The sequence below is a fragment of the Nocardia nova NBRC 15556 genome (assembly GCF_001613005.1).
Lineage (GTDB): Bacteria > Actinomycetota > Actinomycetes > Mycobacteriales > Mycobacteriaceae > Nocardia > Nocardia nova.
Window position 1 is genome coordinate 17,439 of record NZ_BDBN01000024.1, and the last position, 19,227, is coordinate 36,665.

21 protein-coding genes are annotated in these 19,227 nt (G+C 68.0%); 7 read left to right on the plus strand and 14 right to left on the minus strand.

Translation table 11 applies throughout. The features are described from left to right. Window positions 1–14: 14 nt before the first annotated feature. Window positions 15–1,481 (plus strand): FAD-dependent oxidoreductase, encoded by a 1,467-nt coding sequence (locus NN2_RS10830; protein WP_063012890.1) that lies wholly within the window; start codon window positions 15–17, stop codon window positions 1,479–1,481. 30 nt (window positions 1,482–1,511) lie between these two features. Here the strand turns inward: NN2_RS10830 and NN2_RS10835 are convergent, their stop codons facing one another. Next, window positions 1,512–3,407, minus strand: coding sequence for an alkyl/aryl-sulfatase (locus tag NN2_RS10835; RefSeq protein WP_082856894.1), 1,896 nt, complete (start codon window positions 3,405–3,407; stop codon window positions 1,512–1,514). Between the two features lie 259 nt (window positions 3,408–3,666). Between NN2_RS10835 and NN2_RS10840 the strand changes: the two genes are divergently transcribed. Next, window positions 3,667–3,891: a LapA family protein gene (locus NN2_RS10840; RefSeq protein ID WP_030513774.1), complete on the plus strand. Its 225-nt coding sequence runs from the start codon at window positions 3,667–3,669 to the stop codon at window positions 3,889–3,891. Window positions 3,892–3,895: 4 nt separating this feature from the next. Here NN2_RS10840 and NN2_RS10845 read toward each other — a convergent pair whose 3' ends face one another. From NN2_RS10845 to NN2_RS10875, 6 genes are all read right to left on the minus strand, one after another. Then, a complete protein-coding gene (locus NN2_RS10845) occupies window positions 3,896–4,555 on the minus strand; it encodes a GAP family protein (RefSeq protein WP_063012754.1) in 660 nt (219 codons plus the stop codon). Window positions 4,556–4,562: 7 nt separating this feature from the next. After that, window positions 4,563–4,985 (minus strand): DUF7144 family membrane protein, encoded by a 423-nt coding sequence (locus tag NN2_RS10850; RefSeq protein WP_030513772.1) that lies wholly within the window; start codon window positions 4,983–4,985, stop codon window positions 4,563–4,565. 84 nt (window positions 4,986–5,069) lie between these two features. Beyond that, window positions 5,070–5,681 (minus strand): hypothetical protein, encoded by a 612-nt coding sequence (locus NN2_RS10855; protein ID WP_063012756.1) that lies wholly within the window; start codon window positions 5,679–5,681, stop codon window positions 5,070–5,072. 134 nt (window positions 5,682–5,815) lie between these two features. Then, window positions 5,816–7,492 (minus strand): steroid-22-oyl-CoA synthetase, encoded by a 1,677-nt coding sequence (gene casI, locus NN2_RS10860; protein ID WP_063012894.1) that lies wholly within the window; start codon window positions 7,490–7,492, stop codon window positions 5,816–5,818. A gap of 342 nt (window positions 7,493–7,834) precedes the next feature. Beyond that, window positions 7,835–8,998, minus strand: coding sequence for a PucR family transcriptional regulator (locus NN2_RS10870; protein ID WP_063012758.1), 1,164 nt, complete (start codon window positions 8,996–8,998; stop codon window positions 7,835–7,837). 95 nt (window positions 8,999–9,093) lie between these two features. Continuing rightward, the gene (locus tag NN2_RS10875) at window positions 9,094–9,828 is read right to left on the minus strand and encodes an SDR family oxidoreductase (protein ID WP_063012760.1); all 735 of its coding nucleotides are present in this window, start codon (window positions 9,826–9,828) and stop codon (window positions 9,094–9,096) included. 163 nt (window positions 9,829–9,991) lie between these two features. Between NN2_RS10875 and NN2_RS10880 the strand changes: the two genes are divergently transcribed. The 3 genes from NN2_RS10880 (at window position 9,992) to NN2_RS10895 (ending at window position 12,366) form a co-directional block, all read left to right on the plus strand. Continuing rightward, window positions 9,992–10,567, plus strand: coding sequence for a TetR/AcrR family transcriptional regulator (locus tag NN2_RS10880; RefSeq protein WP_245658658.1), 576 nt, complete (start codon window positions 9,992–9,994; stop codon window positions 10,565–10,567). Between the two features lie 229 nt (window positions 10,568–10,796). Further along, the gene (locus NN2_RS10890) at window positions 10,797–11,753 is read left to right on the plus strand and encodes an endonuclease/exonuclease/phosphatase family protein (RefSeq protein WP_063910728.1); all 957 of its coding nucleotides are present in this window, start codon (window positions 10,797–10,799) and stop codon (window positions 11,751–11,753) included. Between the two features lie 49 nt (window positions 11,754–11,802). Further along, complete coding sequence (locus NN2_RS10895; protein ID WP_063012766.1) at window positions 11,803–12,366, plus strand: NUDIX hydrolase; 564 nt, start codon at window positions 11,803–11,805, stop codon at window positions 12,364–12,366. Window positions 12,367–12,415: 49 nt separating this feature from the next. Here the strand turns inward: NN2_RS10895 and NN2_RS10900 are convergent, their stop codons facing one another. After that, a complete protein-coding gene (locus tag NN2_RS10900; protein ID WP_156055502.1) occupies window positions 12,416–12,589 on the minus strand; it encodes a hypothetical protein in 174 nt (57 codons plus the stop codon). Window positions 12,590–12,640: 51 nt separating this feature from the next. Then, the gene (locus tag NN2_RS10905) at window positions 12,641–13,501 is read right to left on the minus strand and encodes an oxygenase MpaB family protein (protein ID WP_082856907.1); all 861 of its coding nucleotides are present in this window, start codon (window positions 13,499–13,501) and stop codon (window positions 12,641–12,643) included. A 174-nt stretch (window positions 13,502–13,675) separates the two neighbouring features. Here NN2_RS10905 and NN2_RS10910 point away from each other — a divergent pair, with 174 nt between their 5' ends. After that, complete coding sequence (locus tag NN2_RS10910) at window positions 13,676–15,325, plus strand: acyl-CoA synthetase (protein WP_439955850.1); 1,650 nt, start codon at window positions 13,676–13,678, stop codon at window positions 15,323–15,325. Here the strand turns inward: NN2_RS10910 and NN2_RS10915 are convergent. Next, complete coding sequence (locus tag NN2_RS10915; RefSeq protein ID WP_156511302.1) at window positions 15,322–15,756, minus strand: hypothetical protein; 435 nt, start codon at window positions 15,754–15,756, stop codon at window positions 15,322–15,324. The genes NN2_RS10910 and NN2_RS10915 overlap by 4 nt on opposite strands. A 7-nt stretch (window positions 15,757–15,763) precedes the next feature. Further along, window positions 15,764–16,681 (minus strand): cutinase family protein, encoded by a 918-nt coding sequence (locus tag NN2_RS10920; RefSeq protein ID WP_063012772.1) that lies wholly within the window; start codon window positions 16,679–16,681, stop codon window positions 15,764–15,766. A 403-nt stretch (window positions 16,682–17,084) separates the two neighbouring features. On the opposite strand from NN2_RS10920, the gene NN2_RS37080 reads away from it, so the two are divergent. Then, window positions 17,085–17,240, plus strand: coding sequence for a hypothetical protein (locus tag NN2_RS37080; protein WP_156511303.1), 156 nt, complete (start codon window positions 17,085–17,087; stop codon window positions 17,238–17,240). 56 nt (window positions 17,241–17,296) lie between these two features. Here the strand turns inward: NN2_RS37080 and NN2_RS10925 are convergent, their stop codons facing one another. The 3 genes from NN2_RS10925 to NN2_RS37710 all read right to left on the minus strand — a co-directional run bounded on the left by NN2_RS10925 (window position 17,297) and on the right by NN2_RS37710 (window position 19,129). Further along, window positions 17,297–18,145 (minus strand): 3-hydroxybutyryl-CoA dehydrogenase, encoded by an 849-nt coding sequence (locus NN2_RS10925; protein WP_030513758.1) that lies wholly within the window; start codon window positions 18,143–18,145, stop codon window positions 17,297–17,299. A gap of 106 nt (window positions 18,146–18,251) precedes the next feature. After that, window positions 18,252–18,722: an MFS transporter gene (locus NN2_RS37705; RefSeq protein WP_169812395.1), complete on the minus strand. Its 471-nt coding sequence runs from the start codon at window positions 18,720–18,722 to the stop codon at window positions 18,252–18,254. Then, window positions 18,719–19,129 carry an MFS transporter gene (locus NN2_RS37710; RefSeq protein ID WP_169812396.1) on the minus strand — a complete coding sequence of 137 codons (411 nt, stop codon included), beginning with the start codon at window positions 19,127–19,129 and terminating at the stop codon, window positions 18,719–18,721. The genes NN2_RS37705 and NN2_RS37710 overlap by 4 nt, the downstream gene beginning before the upstream one ends. Between the last annotated feature and the right edge of the window lie 98 nt (window positions 19,130–19,227).

Sequence of the window (19,227 nt, forward strand, 5' to 3'; positions counted from 1 at the left end):
AGGAGGCTGGTTCGGTGACATCTCTGTGGCTCGATCGAACGCCCGTCTCGGTCCCGGTGACTCCGGATCCCGGCGGGGAGTACGACGTTGTGGTCGTCGGCGCCGGGCTCACCGGTCTGGTGACCGCGTTGCTCTTCGCGCGCGCCGGGAGCACGGTCGCGGTCCTCGAGGGCCGCACGATCGGCGCGGCCGCGACCGGCAACACCACCGGCAAGCTCAGCTTGCTGCAGGGCACCCACCTCTCGGCGATCACCGCGAAGCATTCGACGGCCACGGTGCGCAAATACGTCGACGCGAATCTGGAGGGCCAGCAATGGCTGCTGCGGTTCTGCGCCGAGAACGACATCGCCACCCAGCGCGCCGACGCGATCACCTACGCCGGTACCGAAGCCGGAACCGACTCGGTGCGCAAGGAATTTCGCGCCTGTGAGCGAGCCGGTCTCGACGTCGCGTGGTCCGACGACACCGCCCTGCCGTTCCCCACCTACGGCGCCGTGCGACTGGCGGACCAGGCGCAGTTCGATCCGATGGACGTCCTCGAGGGACTGACCCTGCAGGCCTGCCGGCACGGTGCGACGATCTTCGAACACACCCGCGTGCACGCCGTCCACGGCGATACGGTGTCGACCGACCGCGGCGATATCCGCGCCGGAACCGTCGTGCTGGCCACGGGCACACCGATTCTCGACCGCGGCGGGTACTTCGCGCGACTGGAGCCGCACCGCTCCTACGCGGCCGCGTTCCGGGTGCCCGGCGTATTCCCGCACGACATGTACCTGTCCGCCGACCAGCCCACGCGGTCGCTGCGGTACGCCCCGCACGACGGGGAGGATCTGCTGCTCGTCGGCGGCAGCGGGCACGTCGTCGGCCGCACCCGCTCGGAGAAGGCGCACGTCGCCGACATGTACACCTGGACGCGCACCCACTTCCCCGACGCCGAGCTGACCCACCGCTGGTCGGCCCAGGACTATTCGGCCATCGACGAACTGCCCTACGCCGGACCGCTGCTGCCGGGCAGCGATCACATCCTCGTCGCCAGCGGCTACGCGAAATGGGGAATGACCAATGCGGTGGCGGCGGGCCTCGCGCTGGCCGGCACCGTGCTCGGCGGCCATCAGCCGTGGGCGCAGGCGTATCGCACCTGGCGCGGCAGCGAAGTGACCGGGCTGGTGAAGGCCGCGTCGATGAATCTCCAAGTCGCACGGCATCTGACGACCGGCTGGCTGAGCGCGGCCTTCGGCGGTGGCGGCACCCCCGCCGAGGGCGAGGGCAGAGTGGAGCGCCGCGGAATCCGGCCCGCCGGAGTCTGCACCGTCGACGGCACCACTTCGGCCGTCTCACCGATCTGCCCACATCTGCACGGCATCCTCAACTGGAACGACGCCGAGCGTTCGTGGGATTGCCCGCTGCACGGCTCGCGATTCACCCACGACGGAAAACTGCTGGAGGGACCGGCAACTCGCGATCTCGATCAGCTGTGACGGTCCGGCTACGCCGGACCCAACGCCGGCCTAGGGCGTCACGATGGCGAAGTCCGGGTCGGGCGCGTCGAGATATCCGACCAGTTCGATCAGCTTCGACACGTCGCCCTCGACGGTGACCGCGCCGTCGGCGATCAGCTGCCGCATATCCTTCGCACCGAGCAGGGCCGCGTGCAGATCGGCGTCGGACAGGGTGAATGTGGCGTCCGGGGTGGGCATATCCGTGCTCGCGTCGAAGTGGACGAGGACGCCGTTGCGCAGCTGGGTGCGGTGCAGGAGATTCCGGTCGGAGACGTTCCAGTCGATGGTGATGGCGGCCGACCAGGCCTTGGGACCGTCGATCCGCAGCGCGATGGCGTCGAAAAGCTGTTTCACCGTGAGCGCGGCCGCGATGTCGGGTGCGTCCGAGGCGGTCGGTGTACCGACCGATCCGTGGCGCAATTCGTAGGCGCCCATCAGGAAGAAGTTGCGCCAGGTACCGTTCTCCGCGCCGTAGCCGAGTTGTTCGAACGTGTCGGCCTGCAGCTCCCGCGCCTCGCGGTTGTCCGGTTCGGCGAAGATCACGTAGTTCAGAACCTGTGCGACCCAACGGAAATCGCCGGCGGCGAACGAGTCGCGCGCCTTGTTCAGCACCTGCTCGGCACCGCCCATGTAGTCGACGTGCCGCTTCGCCGATTCGGTCGGCGGATGCTCCCACAGGGTGGCCGGATTACCTTCGAACCATCCCATGTAGCGCTGGTATATCGCCTTCACGTTGTGGCTGACCGAACCGTAGTATCCGCGCGCATGCCAGGCCGCGGCGACGGCCGGGGGCAATTCGATGGTTTCGGCGATTTCGATACCGACGGCGCCCTTGTTCAATGCGCGCAATGTCTGGTCGTGCAGATATCCGTACAGATCACGTTGCAGCGCAAGGAATTCCGTGAGGTTCTCGGTGCCCCACGTCGGCCAGTGGTGCGAAGCGAACAGCACATCCGCCCGCGCAGCATAGCGATTGATCGACTCCGTCAGATATTTCGACCACACATGCGGATCGCGCACCAGGGCTCCGCGCAACGTCAGCAGATTGTGCAAGGTGTGCGTCGCGTTCTCCGCCATACACAATGCACGCCGGTCGGGAAAATAGAAATTCATCTCCGACGGCGCCTCGGTGCCCGGAGTCATCTGGAATTCGATGCGCACACCGTCGACGACCTCGGTCTGCCCGGTGTGGGTGATGTCGATCGTGGGTGGGATCAGGGTCGGGGTTCCGGTCGAGGTCGTCGGCCCCAAACCGGCGCCGACCGCGCCCTTCGGGCCGCGCGCCAGGGCCGCGCCGTACATATAGGCGGCGCGCCGGCCCATGGCGGTGCCGGCGTAGACGTTCTCCTCGACCGCATGTTCCACGAATCCCGCCGGCGCCAGAATCGGGCAGCGGCCCGCCGCGACATCCTCCGCCGTGGTCACGCCTTTGACGCCGCCGAAGTGATCGATATGCGAATGCGAATAGATCACCCCCGTCACCGGCCGGTCACCGCGATGAGTGCGATAGAGCGCGAGTCCCGCGGCGGCGGTTTCCAGCGAGATCAGCGGATCGATCACGATGACACCGGTATCGCCCTCGACCACGGTCATATTCGACAGATCGAGCCCGCGAATCTGATAGATCCCCTCGGTCACCTCGAACAAACCCTGAATGGCACACAATTTCGACTGCCGCCACAGGCTGGGATGCACGGTGGGCGGGCATTCCGCGTCGAGAAAGGAGTATCCGTCGCTGTCCCACACCACATCGCCCGCCGCATTCTCGACCACTCCGGGTTCCAGCGCCGCGATGAACCCGCGCCGCGCGTCCGTGAAATCCTGCTCGTCCCCGAAGGGCAGCGCCCGGGTCGCCTCCTCGTTCTGTGTCCGCACACTGCCGGAAACGTCGCCCTGGCCGCTCATGGCACGCACCCCAATCCGCACGAAGGCTGTAGTTGTGTCGACTCGCCTGCGACCCTCCCAGCGGGGTCGAGAAATCACCTCACCCGAGACGGGTGAGCATGACCGCCGCGGCCGCATCGCCCGATGCACGCACCGGTCCGAGCGGAGATCACCTCCTACGGGTGAAGCCCGCACGCCTCGCACCCGAGATCATCGGCTCGACGGCATGCGGCGCTGCCGCCTCGGCAATCGTGTCACCGACGAGTACCAGGAGGACGCTATGGATCGGGCCGCGAAACCTTCCCTGCTGTCACGCATTTCGGCGCGGCAGTGGGTGGCGATCGTGCTGGCGGTGCTGACCGTCATCTTCGTCGCGCAGAACCATCATCGCGTCGACATCAACATCCTCACCGTCACCATCCGGTCGCCGATGTGGCTGGTGCTGCTGATCATGTTCCTCGTCGGCTGGGTCGCGGGCCTGCTCACCCGGCGCAGCCGGCGCTGACCGGTCAGAGTCCGCCGATTCCCTTTCCCAGGACGACGGCACCCATCACCAGCAGCACGATCGCCATCACGACGTGGTTGTCGGCCTGCAACCATCGCCGGGCGCTGTCGAGCGGTTCCCGCAGCCGATCGGCGGCCACCAGATATCCGATCACCACCGCCAGCACACTGGCCGCCGCGATCACCGTGAACACCACCACCGCGATCACCTGCCGGCCACCGCCGATCCCACTCGTGCCGATGGCCACCCCGGCCGAGATGCACAACAGCAGGTTCTTCGGATTCACCGCCGAGAGCATCGCGCCCAGACCGACCGCGCCCATCGCGCTCAACGTGTCGATCGCACGCATCCACCCGGGAACCTCGGTTTCCGAGCGAGACCGCCACTGCCTCGCGGCCAGACCCAGCAGCACGATGCCCAGCACGATCTTTATCCACGCGGTCACCGTCGACGGATGCTCGTTTTCCGAATCCGACATCGTTCCCGACAACAACACGAAGATCGTGGTGACGACGACGATCCCGAGGAGCCAGCCGACCGCGAAGCCGGTCCCGGCCCGCGCGGCATTCGCCGAGAGAATGATCAGGATGGCGGCCACGATCGGGATCGGCGAGATCGCGACACCGACCGCCAGGGGCAGCAGATCGCCGATGACAGCGCCCATCTGCGCATCACATCTGCGGACGCCAGGTGGCGACGGCCCAGATGACGACGATGTCGAGGGCGATCACGGTCAGCGACCACCACGGATACCAGGGCAACCACAGGAAATTCGCGATGATCGACAGGGCCGCGATGCCGATCGCCGCACCGCGGCCCCACGCGGTTCCGGTCATCAGGCCCAGCGCACACACCACGAGCACGATCCCGAGTCCGATGTGGACCCAGCCCCACGTGGTGAGGTCGACCTTGTAGACGTAATCGGGCCCGGCCACGAACAGGGTGTCGTCGGCCACGGCCGAAATCCCTTGCAGGATCGACAGAATGCCGACCGTGACGAGCAGGATCGCGGCGCCGATCGAGGTACCGGCGGCGAAGCCCTGCCGCACGGGGTGGCTGTGGGCCGGCGCCCGGTGCTGCGACGAGGTTGTCATCTCCGACTCCTTCCGAGCAGGGTTGCCGATGACTGTCGCGCAGGTGAACCCGGCTCACCTCACCCGAATCGGATGAAGTGCGAGCTACTTCCCGGTGGCGACCGCGCCGCCGTCGTTCTTGTGCCGACCGGCGAGATGGTCGATACCGAGTTTCTCGGCGAACAGATGGCGCTGCACGATCCAGCCCGCCGCCGAGAGCGCGATCCAGGCCAGCGCCGAGAAGATCTGTTCCCAGGTGGAATCCGGCGCCCGCAGGAACGACAGATGATCGTTCGTGCGACCGATCCCGCTCAGCACCATGCTCGCGCCGCCGATCGAGGTCAGCCACAGCAGTGCCCGGGCCCGGAATCGGTCGGCGAGGAAACCGCCGGCCACGCCGACCGCCAGGATCACGATCATGCTCAGCGCCCAGTTCTTGTCTCCCGGTTGCAGCACCGACGCCAGTTTGGCGCCGACCATCGCGCCGGTCAGCCCGCCGATGACATACGACGCGAAACGGAAGACCAGCGAGGTCACCACCCACGAGGAGAGCGCGCCGATCGCTCCGAACAGCAGCAACCACAGGAACGACGGATTGAACAGATCCGCGACCAGCCACCCGATGCCGAATCCGATCGCCAGGATCCCCAGATGCACCGATCTGATGCCGTAGAAGCAGAGCAGAGCCCCGACGAGCGCAACCACGATGCCGTTCATCACGACCCCTTTCGACCGTGAACCGCGTGCGCGACGATGCCGCAGCTTCACAGTAACCGTCCAGTTACCGGCGAGCACGGGGAACGTGCGAGGGAATTCCGGCACCCGCGGGCCCGCTGCCGGGCCTCGTGCCGCTACAGCATGCGCTCCCGGCCGTAGGTCGCGAATTCGGCCTCCCACGCCTGCTTGTCCGCCGGCGTCATGCGGTCGTACGCGGGTTCGCCGCGGCCGATCCAGCGATAGACGGCATCGTCGGTGCGCCACGCCTGCTCCTGCAGTCGGCGCTTGAGAACCTTGTTGGACCCGGTGACCGGCAAATTCGCCGACACCCGAAGCAGTCGCGGGGTACCCTTCGTGCCGAGATCCCTTTGCGCGGTGAGGAATTCGGCGAATTCGCGCATATCGAACGAATCCGGGTCGGCGACCTCCACGGCGGCCATGACCTGGTCACCGGATCGCGGGTCGGGGACGCCGAACACGGCGGCGGCGACGATCGCGGGATGGCGGCGCAGGACCTGTTCGATCATCAGGGCGGAGGTATTTTCACCGTCGACGCGAATCCAATCGCCCTTGCGGCCCGCAAAATACAGGAATCCCTCGGTATCGATGTAGCCGAGATCTCCGGTCCAGTACCAGCCGTTGCGAATGCGTTCGGCATCGGCGGCGTCGTTCTTGTAATAGCCCTCGAAGGCCAATGCGCCGGCTTTGTCGATCATCTCGCCGATCGCCTCGTCGGGATTGCGGACCCGGCCGTATTCGTCGAGTTCCGCACGCACACATTCGCGCAGCGTATCCGGATTCACCACCGCGACACCGGCATGCGCGGGACGGCCGAGGGCGGCGGGCGGGGCATTCGGATCCAGCGCCGCCAACGTCGCGCCCTCACTGGAACCGTAGCCCTCGAACAATTCGGCGCCGAACCGGCGCCGGAATTCGGCCTGATCGGCCACCGACGCCTCGGTACCGAAACCGCGCACCAGACTGTTGTCGCCGTCCTGCGGTGATTCGGGGGTGACGAGCAGATATCCGAGCGCCTTGCCGACGTAGGTGAAGAAGGTCGCGCCGAAATATCGAACATCGGGAAGGAATTGGGAGGCAGAGAATTTCGGTGTGAGACATACCGTCGCGCCGACCGTCAGCGCGGGCGCCCACAACGCCATGATGGCATTGCCGTGGAACAGCGGCATACAGCAGTAGTCGACGTCGTCGCGCACGTGACCGAATTTGTCCCGCGCCGCGTACGCGATCATGGCCAGGCGGCGCTGACTGCATTTCACCGCTTTCGAGGTTCCGGTGGTGCCGGAGGTGAACAGCAACAGCATCAGCGCGTCCGGGCCGCCCGCGGCCACCGGTTCGCCGCGATGGGCGCCGACGAGCGCGGCATAACCGGGGTCGTCGACCTGCAGATACCGGTCGCCGGGAAGGTCGAGATCCAGTTCGCGCAGTCGCGCCATCCCGGCCGCGTCGGTGACGATCAACTGGCAATCGACGTATCGGATATCCGAGGCCAGCTGAGCGTCTCCGCGGGTGGGATTCAGGCCGGCGACCGTGGCGCCCGCCAAGGCCGCCGCACCCAGCCAGAACACGAAGTCGGGAACATTGTCCAGCAGCACCCCGATATGGAAGGGCCCGTCGTGGCGCAGGGAGCGCGCCAGCTCCGCACGGGCGGCCGATTCCCGGACCACCGCGTCCCAGGTCCAATCCCGATCGCGGGTGCGCAGTCCGAGCCGCTCGTCTCCGAGCCGATCGAGCAGCATGGTCGCGATATCCGTCCGGCGCACGTCCGCGGTCGCATGGGAGAGTTCAGTCATTTCCGTATCGCCTTCCATCAGCCGAGTCTGGCTGTTTCACGCCTTCGAGTGCACGAGTTCGATGTATTCGCCCGGCAATTCGTCGAAACTCAGTTTGCGGATCTCGACCGGACCCGAGTGATACGAGTCCTCACCGACCATCCGTCCTTCCGCGTCGACGGGCCACAGCAGTAGCTGCCGGAAGACGACCAGATAGTCGGCCGCGGTGTCGTCGACGGGGATGCCGATCTGCGCGGCGTACGCGCCCGGTGACTGCCATGTCGAAACTCCTTCTGTCGCTGCCGATCATGGCCGAACCGAGTGATCCGGATCACCCGCCGCCCGTCGCCGGATGGGCCGCATTCATCCGACACGCGTCGGATCGGCACGCCCGGCCGCTTCCGGATCCGCGGCGAGTTCGGCCGAGGACAAGGCGATGCGTCGCACCATCAGCGCCAGCGTGGCCATGAAGCGGTCGAGCGCCTCGTCGACATCCCAGCCCATCACCGCCTCGACCTGCGCGATGCGCGCGGCCACGGTGCTGTGATGCAGATGCAGTTCCGCGGCGGTGCGGCGCAGCGATCCGAAGACACAGAACGCCTCGAGCGTGTCGACGGCGAGCGCACCGGCCTCGGTGGCGGCGAACTCGTTGACCCGCAACACATCCGAGATGCCCAGCAGTCGCTGTACCGGAAGCTCACCGAGCAGGACCAGCGACCCGAGCCGTTCGTACGCGACAACTCGGCGCCCGTGCCAGGTCGAGGAGGCGAAACGCAACACCCGCCGCGCCTGCTCCCACGACGTGGCGGCCGCGTAGGCCGGCAACCGCTCCCCCATCCCCACCCACGGCCCACACGCGCCCCGGCGCGACGCCGGAAATTTGTGCACCACAGCCGAATTCAACACATCCGACAGCTCCCGGCAGCCTTCCCGGTCCTGGATCAGCACCGCGGTGGTCGCGCCGATCGGCGCCGAACGCACCAGCCGCACCCGGGCGCCGATGATCCGGACCGCTTCCACCGCACCGGGTCCCGATACCGCGAGCACCCGCATCGGCTGCGCCGGGTCGATGCCGAGCAGGCGCATGGCCCGCACGCGATCCTCGCGCCGCTGCTTCTCCGACAACACCACCTCCAGCAGCGCGGGATCGTCCAGACCCGTCGGCCCCGCCACCGAACCGCGCACCGCCACCACCCGCAGACAGTGCCGCAGCCGATCCACCAGGACCGCGTCGAGGGCGTGCGCGGCGCCGGCCCGCTCCAGCCACACCGCCGGCTCGCCGATCACCTCCGGCGGCGGCATCACCGCCGGCAGCGCACGCCCCGCCGCGTCGTAGCGAATCGTGGTGCCGGACGGCCACCTCGCCCCCGCCGGACATTCGGCCAGTAGCGCCGCGGCGCGGACCACCGCATCCGCGTTGGCGTCGGATTCGTCGAAACCGTCGAAGTATCGGATCAGCCGCAGCACGGCGTCCGGGTCCGCACCGAGTTCGAGCAGTCTCGGCGCCTCGGCACCCGGCTCGTCCATTCGCCCACCTCCACTCCGGCGAGTCCTCCGCTCAGAATGGCAAGAGTGTGGCGGCACGCCGGGTCCTTCCGGCGAATCCTCCCGCTGGGTGGGCCTCAGGCGATGGCGCCGTTGGCGAAGAGGACCTGGCCGTTGATCCAGCGGCCGGGGCCCGCGAGGAAGGCGACCGCTTCGGCGATGTCCTCGGGCGTGCCGAGTCGTTCCAGCGGAGACTGCGCGGCGAGGCGGTCGACGGCCTCCTGATCCTTTCCGTCGAGGAACAGGGGCGTGGCGGTCGGGCCCGGGGCGACCGCGTTCACGGTGATGTCGCGGCCTCGCAGTTCGCGGGCCAGGATCAGGGTCATCGCCTCGACCGCCCCCTTGCTCGCGGCGTAGGCGGCGTACCCGGGAGGTGCCAGGCGGGTCACCGAGGTGGAGAAGGTGATGACGGCGCCACCCGCGCGCACGCGCCGCGCGGCCTGCTGGGCGACCACGAAGGTGCCGCGAATGTTGATGCGGTGCATGCGATCCAGGGCGTCGAGATCGAAGTCTGCGACCGGCCCCAGCGTCATGATCCCGGCCGTGTCGACGACCACATCGATCCCGCCGAAGGCGGCCTCGACGGCGTCGAACGCGGCGGCCATCGCGTGTTCGTCGGCCACGTCGCCGCCCACCGCGAGGGCTCGGCCGCCGCGCCCTTCGAGTTCGGTCACGAGTTCGTCGGCCGCGGCCTTGTTGCCGGCGTAGTGCACGCCGACGGCCATCCCGTCGGCGGCGAGGCGCCGGGCGACGGCGCGACCGATGCCGCCCGAGGCTCCCGTCACCAGTGCGACGCGCGTGTGTTCGGCCATGATGCCTCCTCGAAACTTATGAACTCCGCGTCCATATAAACAGATTGTGGACGCTGCGTCCATATGTCACGCTGAGAACGTTCGGAAAAGGAGGGTGCGGATGCCGGAACAAGACGACGTGGCACGCCCGCGACGAGGCCGTGGCCGCCGTCCGGCCGCCGAAGTGCGCGCCGAGGCGCTCGACGCCGCCGGCGCGCTGCTGCTCGAGTCGGGGATGGGCGCGTTCACCATCGAGGCGGTCGCGGAGAAGGCCGGCGTCAGCAAGACGACGCTGTACAAGTGGTGGCCGTCGAAGGGCGCGCTCGCACTCGACGGATACTTCCACGCCGTCGAATCCGCCCTGACCTTTCCCGACACCGGCGATATCGAGGCCGATCTGACCGCGCAGCTCCGCTCGTTCGTCCACGTCCTCACGCGCACCCGCGCCGGGCGGGTGATCGCCGAACTCATCGGCCAGGCCCAAACCGATCCGGACCTGTCCGCCGCCCTGCTGGAACGCTATTCCGGACCGCGCCGCCGGCTGGCCGTGGAGGCCATGCGCCGCGCACAGGAGCGCGGGCAACTGCGTGCCGATGTCGACCCGGAGATCCTCGTGGACCAGCTGTGGGGCGCCTGCTACCACCGCCTGCTGCTGCCGAACCTGCCTCTCGGCGAGCACTTCGCCACCACCCTGGTCGCCAACGTCCTGCACGGCACGGCTACGTCGGCCGACGACCGAAAACCCGTCCGCGAGGCATGAATACACTCACCACGTCCGCGAGCCGATCGATCGATGGGAGTGCCGTGCCGTTCCCCCCGCCCGAGCCGTACGCGCACGGGACGCCCACAGTCGGCGACGAGCACGACGATCTTCCGCGGACGACGGCCGAACGGCCTTACCCCTCCGCGTTCCGCCTGCGGCATGCGCCGACGACGATCGAGGCCGCGCGGCGGGCGATCGCCGGATCCGGGGTGCGGAGGTCGGGCGCGTGAGGGCGGCGTGGGGGCGGATCGCGCTCGAATCGCTTGCCGCGGTCGCGACCGTGGTGGGCGCCGCCGGTGTGGCTCTGCATTTCAATCGAACCGAGTCCCGGTGGCTGGTTCTGGCGGCGTCGGGCGCGCCGTATCTGATGTGTGCCGCACTGGCCGGAGTGGCGCTGTTCGCTGCCGCGAAGCGGTGGGCCGGGGTCGCGGTCGCCATTGCCGTTGCGGGCGTGGCGATCTGGACGCAAGCTCCGCTGTATGTCGGCCACTCTCCCGGCGATCACGGCACGCCGGTGACGGTGATGCAGGCCAATCTGCTGTTCGACGGCGCCGATCCGCAGGCGCTGATCGAGCAGGTGCGCGAACGCAAGGTCGACATCCTCACCGTCGAGGAACTGACTCCGGCCGCGGTGCGCGCACTCGAGGGTGTGGGCCTGGACCGGTTGCTGCCGCATCGGTATCTGTCACCCGGGCGGACCGCCACCGGTACCGGGATCTGGAGCGCCCATCCCCTCTCGGACACGGTGGAATACGACGGATTCGTCCTGAACCAGCTCTCCGCGACCGCGACCGTCCCGGGAGCCGGACCGGTCACCGTCTATGCCTTCCATCCGGTGCCCCCGATCTCCGGAACACACCTGTGGGCCGACGAATTGTCCCGGCTGCGAACCATTCTCGACCGCTCGCCCGCGGATCGGCCGGTGATCGTCGGCGGCGATTTCAACGCCACCTTCGACCATGCCCAATTCCGCGCGATGCTCTCGGGCCGGTTCCACGACGCGGCCGAACAGGAGGGCGCCGGCCACCTCGTCACGTATCCCACCGACAAGCGCTGGCCACCACTGGTCGGCATCGACCACATCCTGGTCGCCGACGGCCGCGCGGACACCGTCGACGCGTTCCGCCTGCCCGGCGCCGATCACAAGGCGCTCATCGCACAACTGCTCCTCCGCCCGCACTAGCCCCGATCGACTCCGGCCGGTTGTCGGTACCCGCCGCTATCGTCCGCATATGCACCCGGCCACCGCAGTCGTCGCGGACATCGTCGCGGCGATCACGCCGCTGGACCCCGTGGAGCAGGAGCACATCGACCAGACGCTGTCCTGGCTGGACGACACCGACGACATCTTCCGGCGGGAACCTCCCGCCACACCGCCGCAGCACCTCGTTTCGTATGTGGTGGTCGTCGATCCGGATGCCCGCGCGGTACTGCTCGGCGCGCATCGCAAGTCCGGACTGCACCTGCCGATGGGCGGTCACGTGGACCCCGCCGAAAACCCCTTGCACACAGCGCGACGCGAGGCCGCCGAGGAACTCGGAACGCAGGCCGAGTTCACCGTTGTCGGCGAACGCCCCCTGTTTCTGACCATCACCCGGACCGTCGGAGCGCATCCACACCGCGACGTCTCGCTGTGGTACGTCATGCGCGGCGACCGCGAACGCCCCTTCGCACCCGACCCACGAGAATTCGCCGGCGGGCGATGGTGGGACATCGATGACGACGCCATCCCCGAATCCGACCCCCACCTGAGCCGGTTCCTCACCAAACTGCGCACCGCGCTGTCGGCGCGGTAGCAGCCCGGCCGCCCTCGACTACGCACCCGAGTCCGCCGACCGGGAACGTTCAGGGCTTGTGTTCTTCGAGGTGCGTCCAGTAGCCGGGGGCGAAATACGTGTACTTCGCCGCCGTGTAGACCGCCAGCACTCCCCCCTCGAGGAACTTGAAATTGTCCTCCGGGTCGGGGAAAGACTGTTCTCGGTCCGGCCCACTCGCTGTCGTGTATACGCGGAAAGGCATGACAACCACGGTATCCCTCTCGCGGGGACGGCGGACCGACCTGACCGTCTTCTACACCAACGATTTTCCGAGCGCCTGCCGCCGCCGCATATCCTCGAGGTACCCGTCGAACGGGTAGCTGCGCCAGTGTTCGGGCAGGCGCTTCAGCACCGTTCCGATGGTTCGCATCACGATCTCGAAGGCGCGCTGCCGCCGCGGACCCCATCCGAGCCCCAGCGCGTCGCGGAACCGCTGAGGAAGGAAGCCGGTGGTGAAGAAGCGATTGACCCGCGCGAAGGCGATTCGCTCGACACGGCTGTACGGCCCCAGGCCGATGACCTGATCCAGCAGATAGCGGCGAACCTCGTCGTCGAACGAGATCTCGCCCAGCTTGGCGTTCCAGTACTCCTCGAAGGCCGCCCGGTCCGGCGGCCACAGCCGTTCCGGCATCTGCAAGGTGGTGCCGAAGCGTGCGGACTCACGATAGAACTCCTCCGCCAAGTTATCGTCGATTCTTCCGTAGAAGAACCGGGTCGAATCGTCGACGCCACGATAGATGCAGGCGGCCACCCAGAGCTGGAGTTGCGGGTCGAAGGCGTTGTAGCGGACCGGGCTGCCGGGACGCGAACGCACCTGCCGATGCGAGGTGTCCACGGCGGCACGGTAGGCGGCACGGTCGTCTTCGGTCCCGAGCATGGCCACCGCCAGATAGGTCAGCGTGGTGCGCCCGCGTTTGCGCGGATGCCGCGCGTATTGGCCGCTCTCCACGGTACTTTCGACGACTCCGCGGCCGACCGGCGGCAAACCGAGTTGCATCACGACATTCGCCGGGCCGCCCAGCAATGCCGCGGGACCGGCCATGTACTGCCGCCGGCGGGCGAGTCCGGCATCCGGCGTCGGGGCCGCGGCGGCGGTTCGGGCGGCTCGATTCATACGTATCACTCCGAGGATCACTGAGACATCAGACGTCTCATCTTCTCACCATCCGAAGGTCGACGGCAATGCCCCCGAAACCGGGGCAACCCGCAATATGTGAATGTATATTCTTAGTCTATTCGGCGACACGATACAGAAGGGTTCGCCGGCCGAGCTGGGATCGAGGTCTGTGTGGTGCTGTCGAGTTCTGCGAGCGAGCTGGTCCGGTCCGTCGGTGACGCGTTCGCCGCCGCGTCGGTGTTGCGGCGGCGCGGCATGTTCGACCCGTGGCATCCGCTCGATATCGTGCGCACCGCGCGCGACGCCGGAACCTACGGCCCCTTCGTCACCGTGCTCGCCCACGCCGCGCGCCGCGATCCGACGGCGCCGGCATTGGTCGACGAACGGGGCACCCTCACCTTCGACGACCTCGACCGAGAATCCAACGCACTCACCCGCGGGCTCGCCGCGCGCGGTTTCGGGCCGGGATCCGTGCTCGCCGTGCTGTGCCGCGATCACCGCGGCATGGTTCTGAGCCTGCTGGCCGCGGGCAAGCTGGGCGCCCGGGTGGTGCTGCTGAACACCGGGTCCGCGGGCCCGCAACTCGCCGAGGTCGTCGCCCGCGAGAAGATCGAGGCTCTGCTCCTGGACAGCGAATTCGTCGAGCGCGCCCGCGCCGTTCCGGCCGGCATCCCCCGGCTGCTCACCTGGGACGACGACGAGACCTCCGCCCTCACCACCATCTATGCGCAGGCCGGGCCGCATTCCACCGACCCCGTACCGGCGCCACCGCGCCCCGGTGGACTCGTGATTCTCACCAGCGGGACCACCGGAACACCGAAAGGCGCTCCGCGAGACAAGGTTTCCCCGCTGCAGTCGGCCCAATTCCTCGACCGGATACCGCTGCCGCGCGATGCCACGATGGTGATGGCCGCGCCGATCTTTCACGGGACCGGGCTGTCCCAGTGCACACTGGGCTGGGCGCTGGGTAATCGAATCGTCTTCCGACAGCGCAAGTTCGATCCGGTTCGCACGCTCGCCGCGGTGGCCGAATACGGCGCCGCGACCCTCGTGCTGGTGCCGACGATGTTGCAGCGCATCGTCGATCTCGACGAGTCGGTGTTGCGGCAGTACGACACGTCGTCGCTCGAGGTGATCTTCGCCGCCGGTTCGTCCATCTCACCGGATCTGAGCCGCCGCACCGCGGACGTCTTCGGCGACGTGCTCTACAACCTGTACGCCTCCACCGAGGTCGCGGTGGCGGCGGTGGCGACACCGCGGGATATGCGCGAGGCCCCGGGAACGGTCGGCCGGCCCCCGGTCGGATGCCGGGTCGCGATCTACGACTCCGACCGCAATCCGGTGACCACGCCCGGTGTGGTGGGCACGATTTTCGTCTCCAGCGGCCTCAGCTTCTCCGGATATACCGACGGGCAGCACAAGGAGATCGTCGACGGGTTGTTGTGCAGCGGCGACGTCGGGCATTTCGACGCCGACGGCCGGCTGTTCGTCGACGGCCGCGACGACGACATGATCGTCTCCGGTGGTGAGAACGTCTACCCTCTCGAGGTCGAGAACCTGCTGGTGAGCCGGGCCGACGTCGCGGAGGCCGCGGTGGTCGGTGTGGACGACCACGACTTCGGAAAGCGGCTGCGCGCCTTCGTCGTTCGCGCCGGCGGAGCCGACGTGGACGCCGAGCAGATCCGCGACTACGTCAAGGCGAATCTGGCCCGCCACAAGGTTCCGCGCGATGTCGTCTTCGTCGACGAACTGCCGCGCAACGCGACCGGGAAATTATTGCGGCGGCAGCTGGAATCCGAACGCGTCGCACCCGCCGACTAGTTCGCCGCGAAGAACCGATCCGCCATCGGATACCAGCCGGGGACCGCCGACGCGAGTTCCCCGGCGACACCGAGCAATTGCGCGGCCAGCAACTCGAGCCCGGTATCGCGTCGGGCCAGGGTCGTGGCGAGTCCGACCGGTACGGTTGCGCTCAATTCACGCAGCCGGGCGAATCCGCCGGGATCCGGGTTCGCCGCGCAATACAGCAGGGCGCTGCCCCACCGCTGGCAGAATTCGGCACTGTCCCACAGGTTTTCGGCAGAGCCGACGTCGATGACCACCGTGGGCGGCCCGTCGATCACCCAGCCTCTGCGAGTGACCCGGCCGACCACCGCCACCGACTGCTGCCCACAGACGCGATCGATCACACTTCCCAGCGGCCCGTCCGCACCGACGATCGCCACCGCACCACGATCGGCCGTTTCCCGCATACCCACCTCACCTGCCTATCAGATCCACCAGTTGCCGGCGCAGCCAGGACAGCGCAGTCTCACCGTCGGGCCCGACGACGTAGAACGGATAGCTCTGGTGGACACCGGAATTCACGAACTCCGCGATCTGGGCCTTGCGCTCGTCCACGGCGTTCGCGTCGAGCTGGCCGGCCAGCAAGCCGAGACCTCCCGCGGCCAGCGCCGAATCGAGAAGATCCCCCGCATCCCGGGAGTACCGGTCGAACATCGCGGGATCGGGATTCGAGATCTCCACGAAGAATCCGGCGATACGGCCGGCGAAATCGCCGTCGGGCATCGCACAGTACAGATCCCCGGACGCACAGAACGTGTAGGTCCGCGGACCGAGCAGACCGAATCCGCCAGGGCGCGGGCCGCCCGCGCCGGCCCCGACGACTGGCGGACCGATCAGGGTGTCGGTGGGTGCGCGGCGAGGATCGGAGATCAAGCCCACCAATGCGATTCGGTCGGGCGCCACCACACCGTGGCCGGTGCCGATCTCGGTCGCGAGATCACCCGCGGCGTCGGCGCCTTGGCTGTAGCCGACGATCGCGATGCGGGTCGCGGTGCACGACCCTGCCACCGCGGCGACGGCGGCACGGGCTTTGTCGACGGCTTCACGCTTGGAGCGGCCGTAGACCTCACCCTCCCAGGGAAAGGCGGTCGCGGTGTATGCGATATAGCCGACCCCGACGTCGCCCGGCAGCGCATCCACACTCGCCGCGAGCATCCCTTTGCGCGGATCGGCGTCGGAGGTTTCCCACGTGCCGGGCACGGCCAGCACATACAGGCCGGGACAACTCGGCGACGCGTGCGCGGGGGCGCCACCGCCGAAGTGCGCCAGGCCACACGTCGCCGCCACCAGCCCGGCGGCCGCGAGGGACTTCCAGCGCGCAAACGGAGACAAGGTGACACCTCCGAATCACTCGGCAGCTTTGCCGCGACCTCCGCACCCGGGGGCGCGGTGTCGTTATTGAGAGAATGATAGATAACTTATCACTCCCACCGGCCGAGTGTCGCCGGATTCGCGCGAATTCGCCCACGTCGAGATCCGGCGTCCGAAAGTTCAGAAGAGTTCCACGACAGTGACATTGACTGTCGGCCGACGAGTGCGCCACATCGACATCTCACCTTCCGTCATGCACGACGAGAAGGCAATCTCGCGCCCGCGAGCAGCTCCGGTAAGAACGAGTAATAACTTCTGGCCCGTACCTTGCTCGCGGGCGGTTCCGTCTTGTTCCGTCGAGCCCAGTCCGGGGCGTCGGCGCGGGCTCGCGATTCGACAGCCGCCGAACGGGTACGCGCACGGCATGAGTCACCCCGAGAACACCGACGCAGGCGCCGACGCCGAGCAGGACGATCAGGAAACCCAGGGCAAGCGCACAGTCGATACGCCGCCGGAGCACTCCGGCAAACTGGCCGGGCCCGGACCCGCCCGCGACCAGAACGAAGATCCCGACACCTGATTCGGCTCGAGCCCGCGTTCCCGGTCGGATATCACCGAGAACGCGGGCCAACGCCGCTAGTTGTACTCGTAGAACCCGCGACCGGTCTTGCGGCCCAGGCGGCCGGCGTCGACCATGCGGCGCAGCAGCGCCGGCGGTGCGTAGTGCGGCTCGGCGAATTCGCCGTACAGCGATTCGGCGGCCGCGAGCGCGATGTCGAGGCCGACGGTGTCGAGGAGGGTGAGCGGACCCATCGGGTAGCCGCAGCCGCCCTTCATCGCGGCGTCGATGTCCTCGGCGCTGGCGTAGCCCGACTCCAGCATCCGCACCGCCTGGCACAGGTACGGGATCAGCAGCGCGTTGACGATGAATCCGGAGCGGTCACCGGCCTGCACGGTGGTCTTGTGCAGGGTGTTCTTCGCGTAGTCGGTGACAGCGGCGGCCGTCTCCGGCGAGGTGACCAGCGTCGAGATCACCTCCACCAGCGGCATCACCGGCACCGGGTTGAAGAAGTGCAGGCCGACGACCTGCTCGGGACGCTGCGTGGCTCCGGCCACCTTGATCACCGGGATCGAGGAGGTGTTGGTGGCGAGGATGCCGGCGGGCTTCACGATCTTGTCCAGCTTGCCGAAGATCTCGTACTTCAGCGACTCGATCTCCGGAGCGGCCTCGATGACCAGGTCGCGATCGGCGAACTCCTCGATGTCGAGGGTCACCCGCACCCGGGCGAGCACGGCGTCGGCCTCGTCCTGGGTGATCTTGCCCTTCGTCACTCCCCGCGAGATCGACGATTCGATACGCTTGTGCGCCGCCTCGGCGAAGTCCGGAGTCGTCTCCAGGACGAGAACCTCGCTCCCGGCCTTCGCGCATACCTCGGCGATTCCCGCACCCATGGTTCCGCCACCGATCACACCGATCAGCTTCACAGTCGTCTCTCCCACCATCTCGGTTTCGAACACTTTCGCGCTCATTATCGCTGTTCGGGTAGTTGGAACAGGTTGTGGGCAAATTCGGGACCCGGCAACCGCTCCGTCACCCGCCACGCCGCGACGGGCAGCGATGGGCGATATCGCTGCTCGATCGGCTCGCCTCGCGCCGATTCCGTTCCGGCAGGACGACACCCAGCGCGGCAGCGGTGAAGGCGGCACCGCACCACAACGCGGTGGCCGGGCGACCGGTGTGATCGACGGTCGAACCGGCGGCGACCGGCCCGAGGGTGCCCAGATAGGTGAATGCGGCGAAGGTCGCGGCGTTGACCAGGGCTCCGGCGATGACGGCGAGCACAACTGGGCGCTGCGTCAGCACGGACCATTCGCGCCGCATCGGAGGGACGGTCCCGCTCGGCGCACCACCCTCGGCCTGTGTTCGCCGGCCGAGCATCGTCCACACCGGCATGAGCACCGCCGCGCTGAGCACCGCGACGGCCCAGAACGCCGAACGCCAGCTCCAGACCTCACCCAGCATCGTGCCTGCGGGCACACCGGCGATACAGGCCACGGTCACGCCGGAGACCACCACGGAGGCCGGGCGCGCCCGACCATGGCAGGACCGGCCAACCGCGGCAGTGCGGCCGGCACGACCGCGAGGAATCCGGCCTCGGCGACCGCCGCGACACCCCGTGTGACCACCAGCGCCGCGAAACCCGTTGTGGTAGCGCCGATCACGTGAGCGGCGCAGAAGACCCCGAGAAACGCCGTGACCGAATATCGAACCGGCAACCGGCCCGCGGTCATCGCCATCACCGGCGCTCCCATCACCATTCCGGCGGCGAACAGCGAGGTCAGCAAACCGGCGGCGCCGAGCGAGACGCCGACATCGTCGGCGATCCGCCGCAGCAGTCCCGACACCATGAACTCCGATGTGCCCTGCGCGAACACCGCGACAGCCAGCACGAAAACCACAGGGGGCATGAGGAAGTACTCCAGGAGACTGGGCGCACACGTATGCGGGCGCCCGGCGAAAGAATCCGGCATCATCCGGCCCACAGGCCGAGCGGCAACCGTTCGGA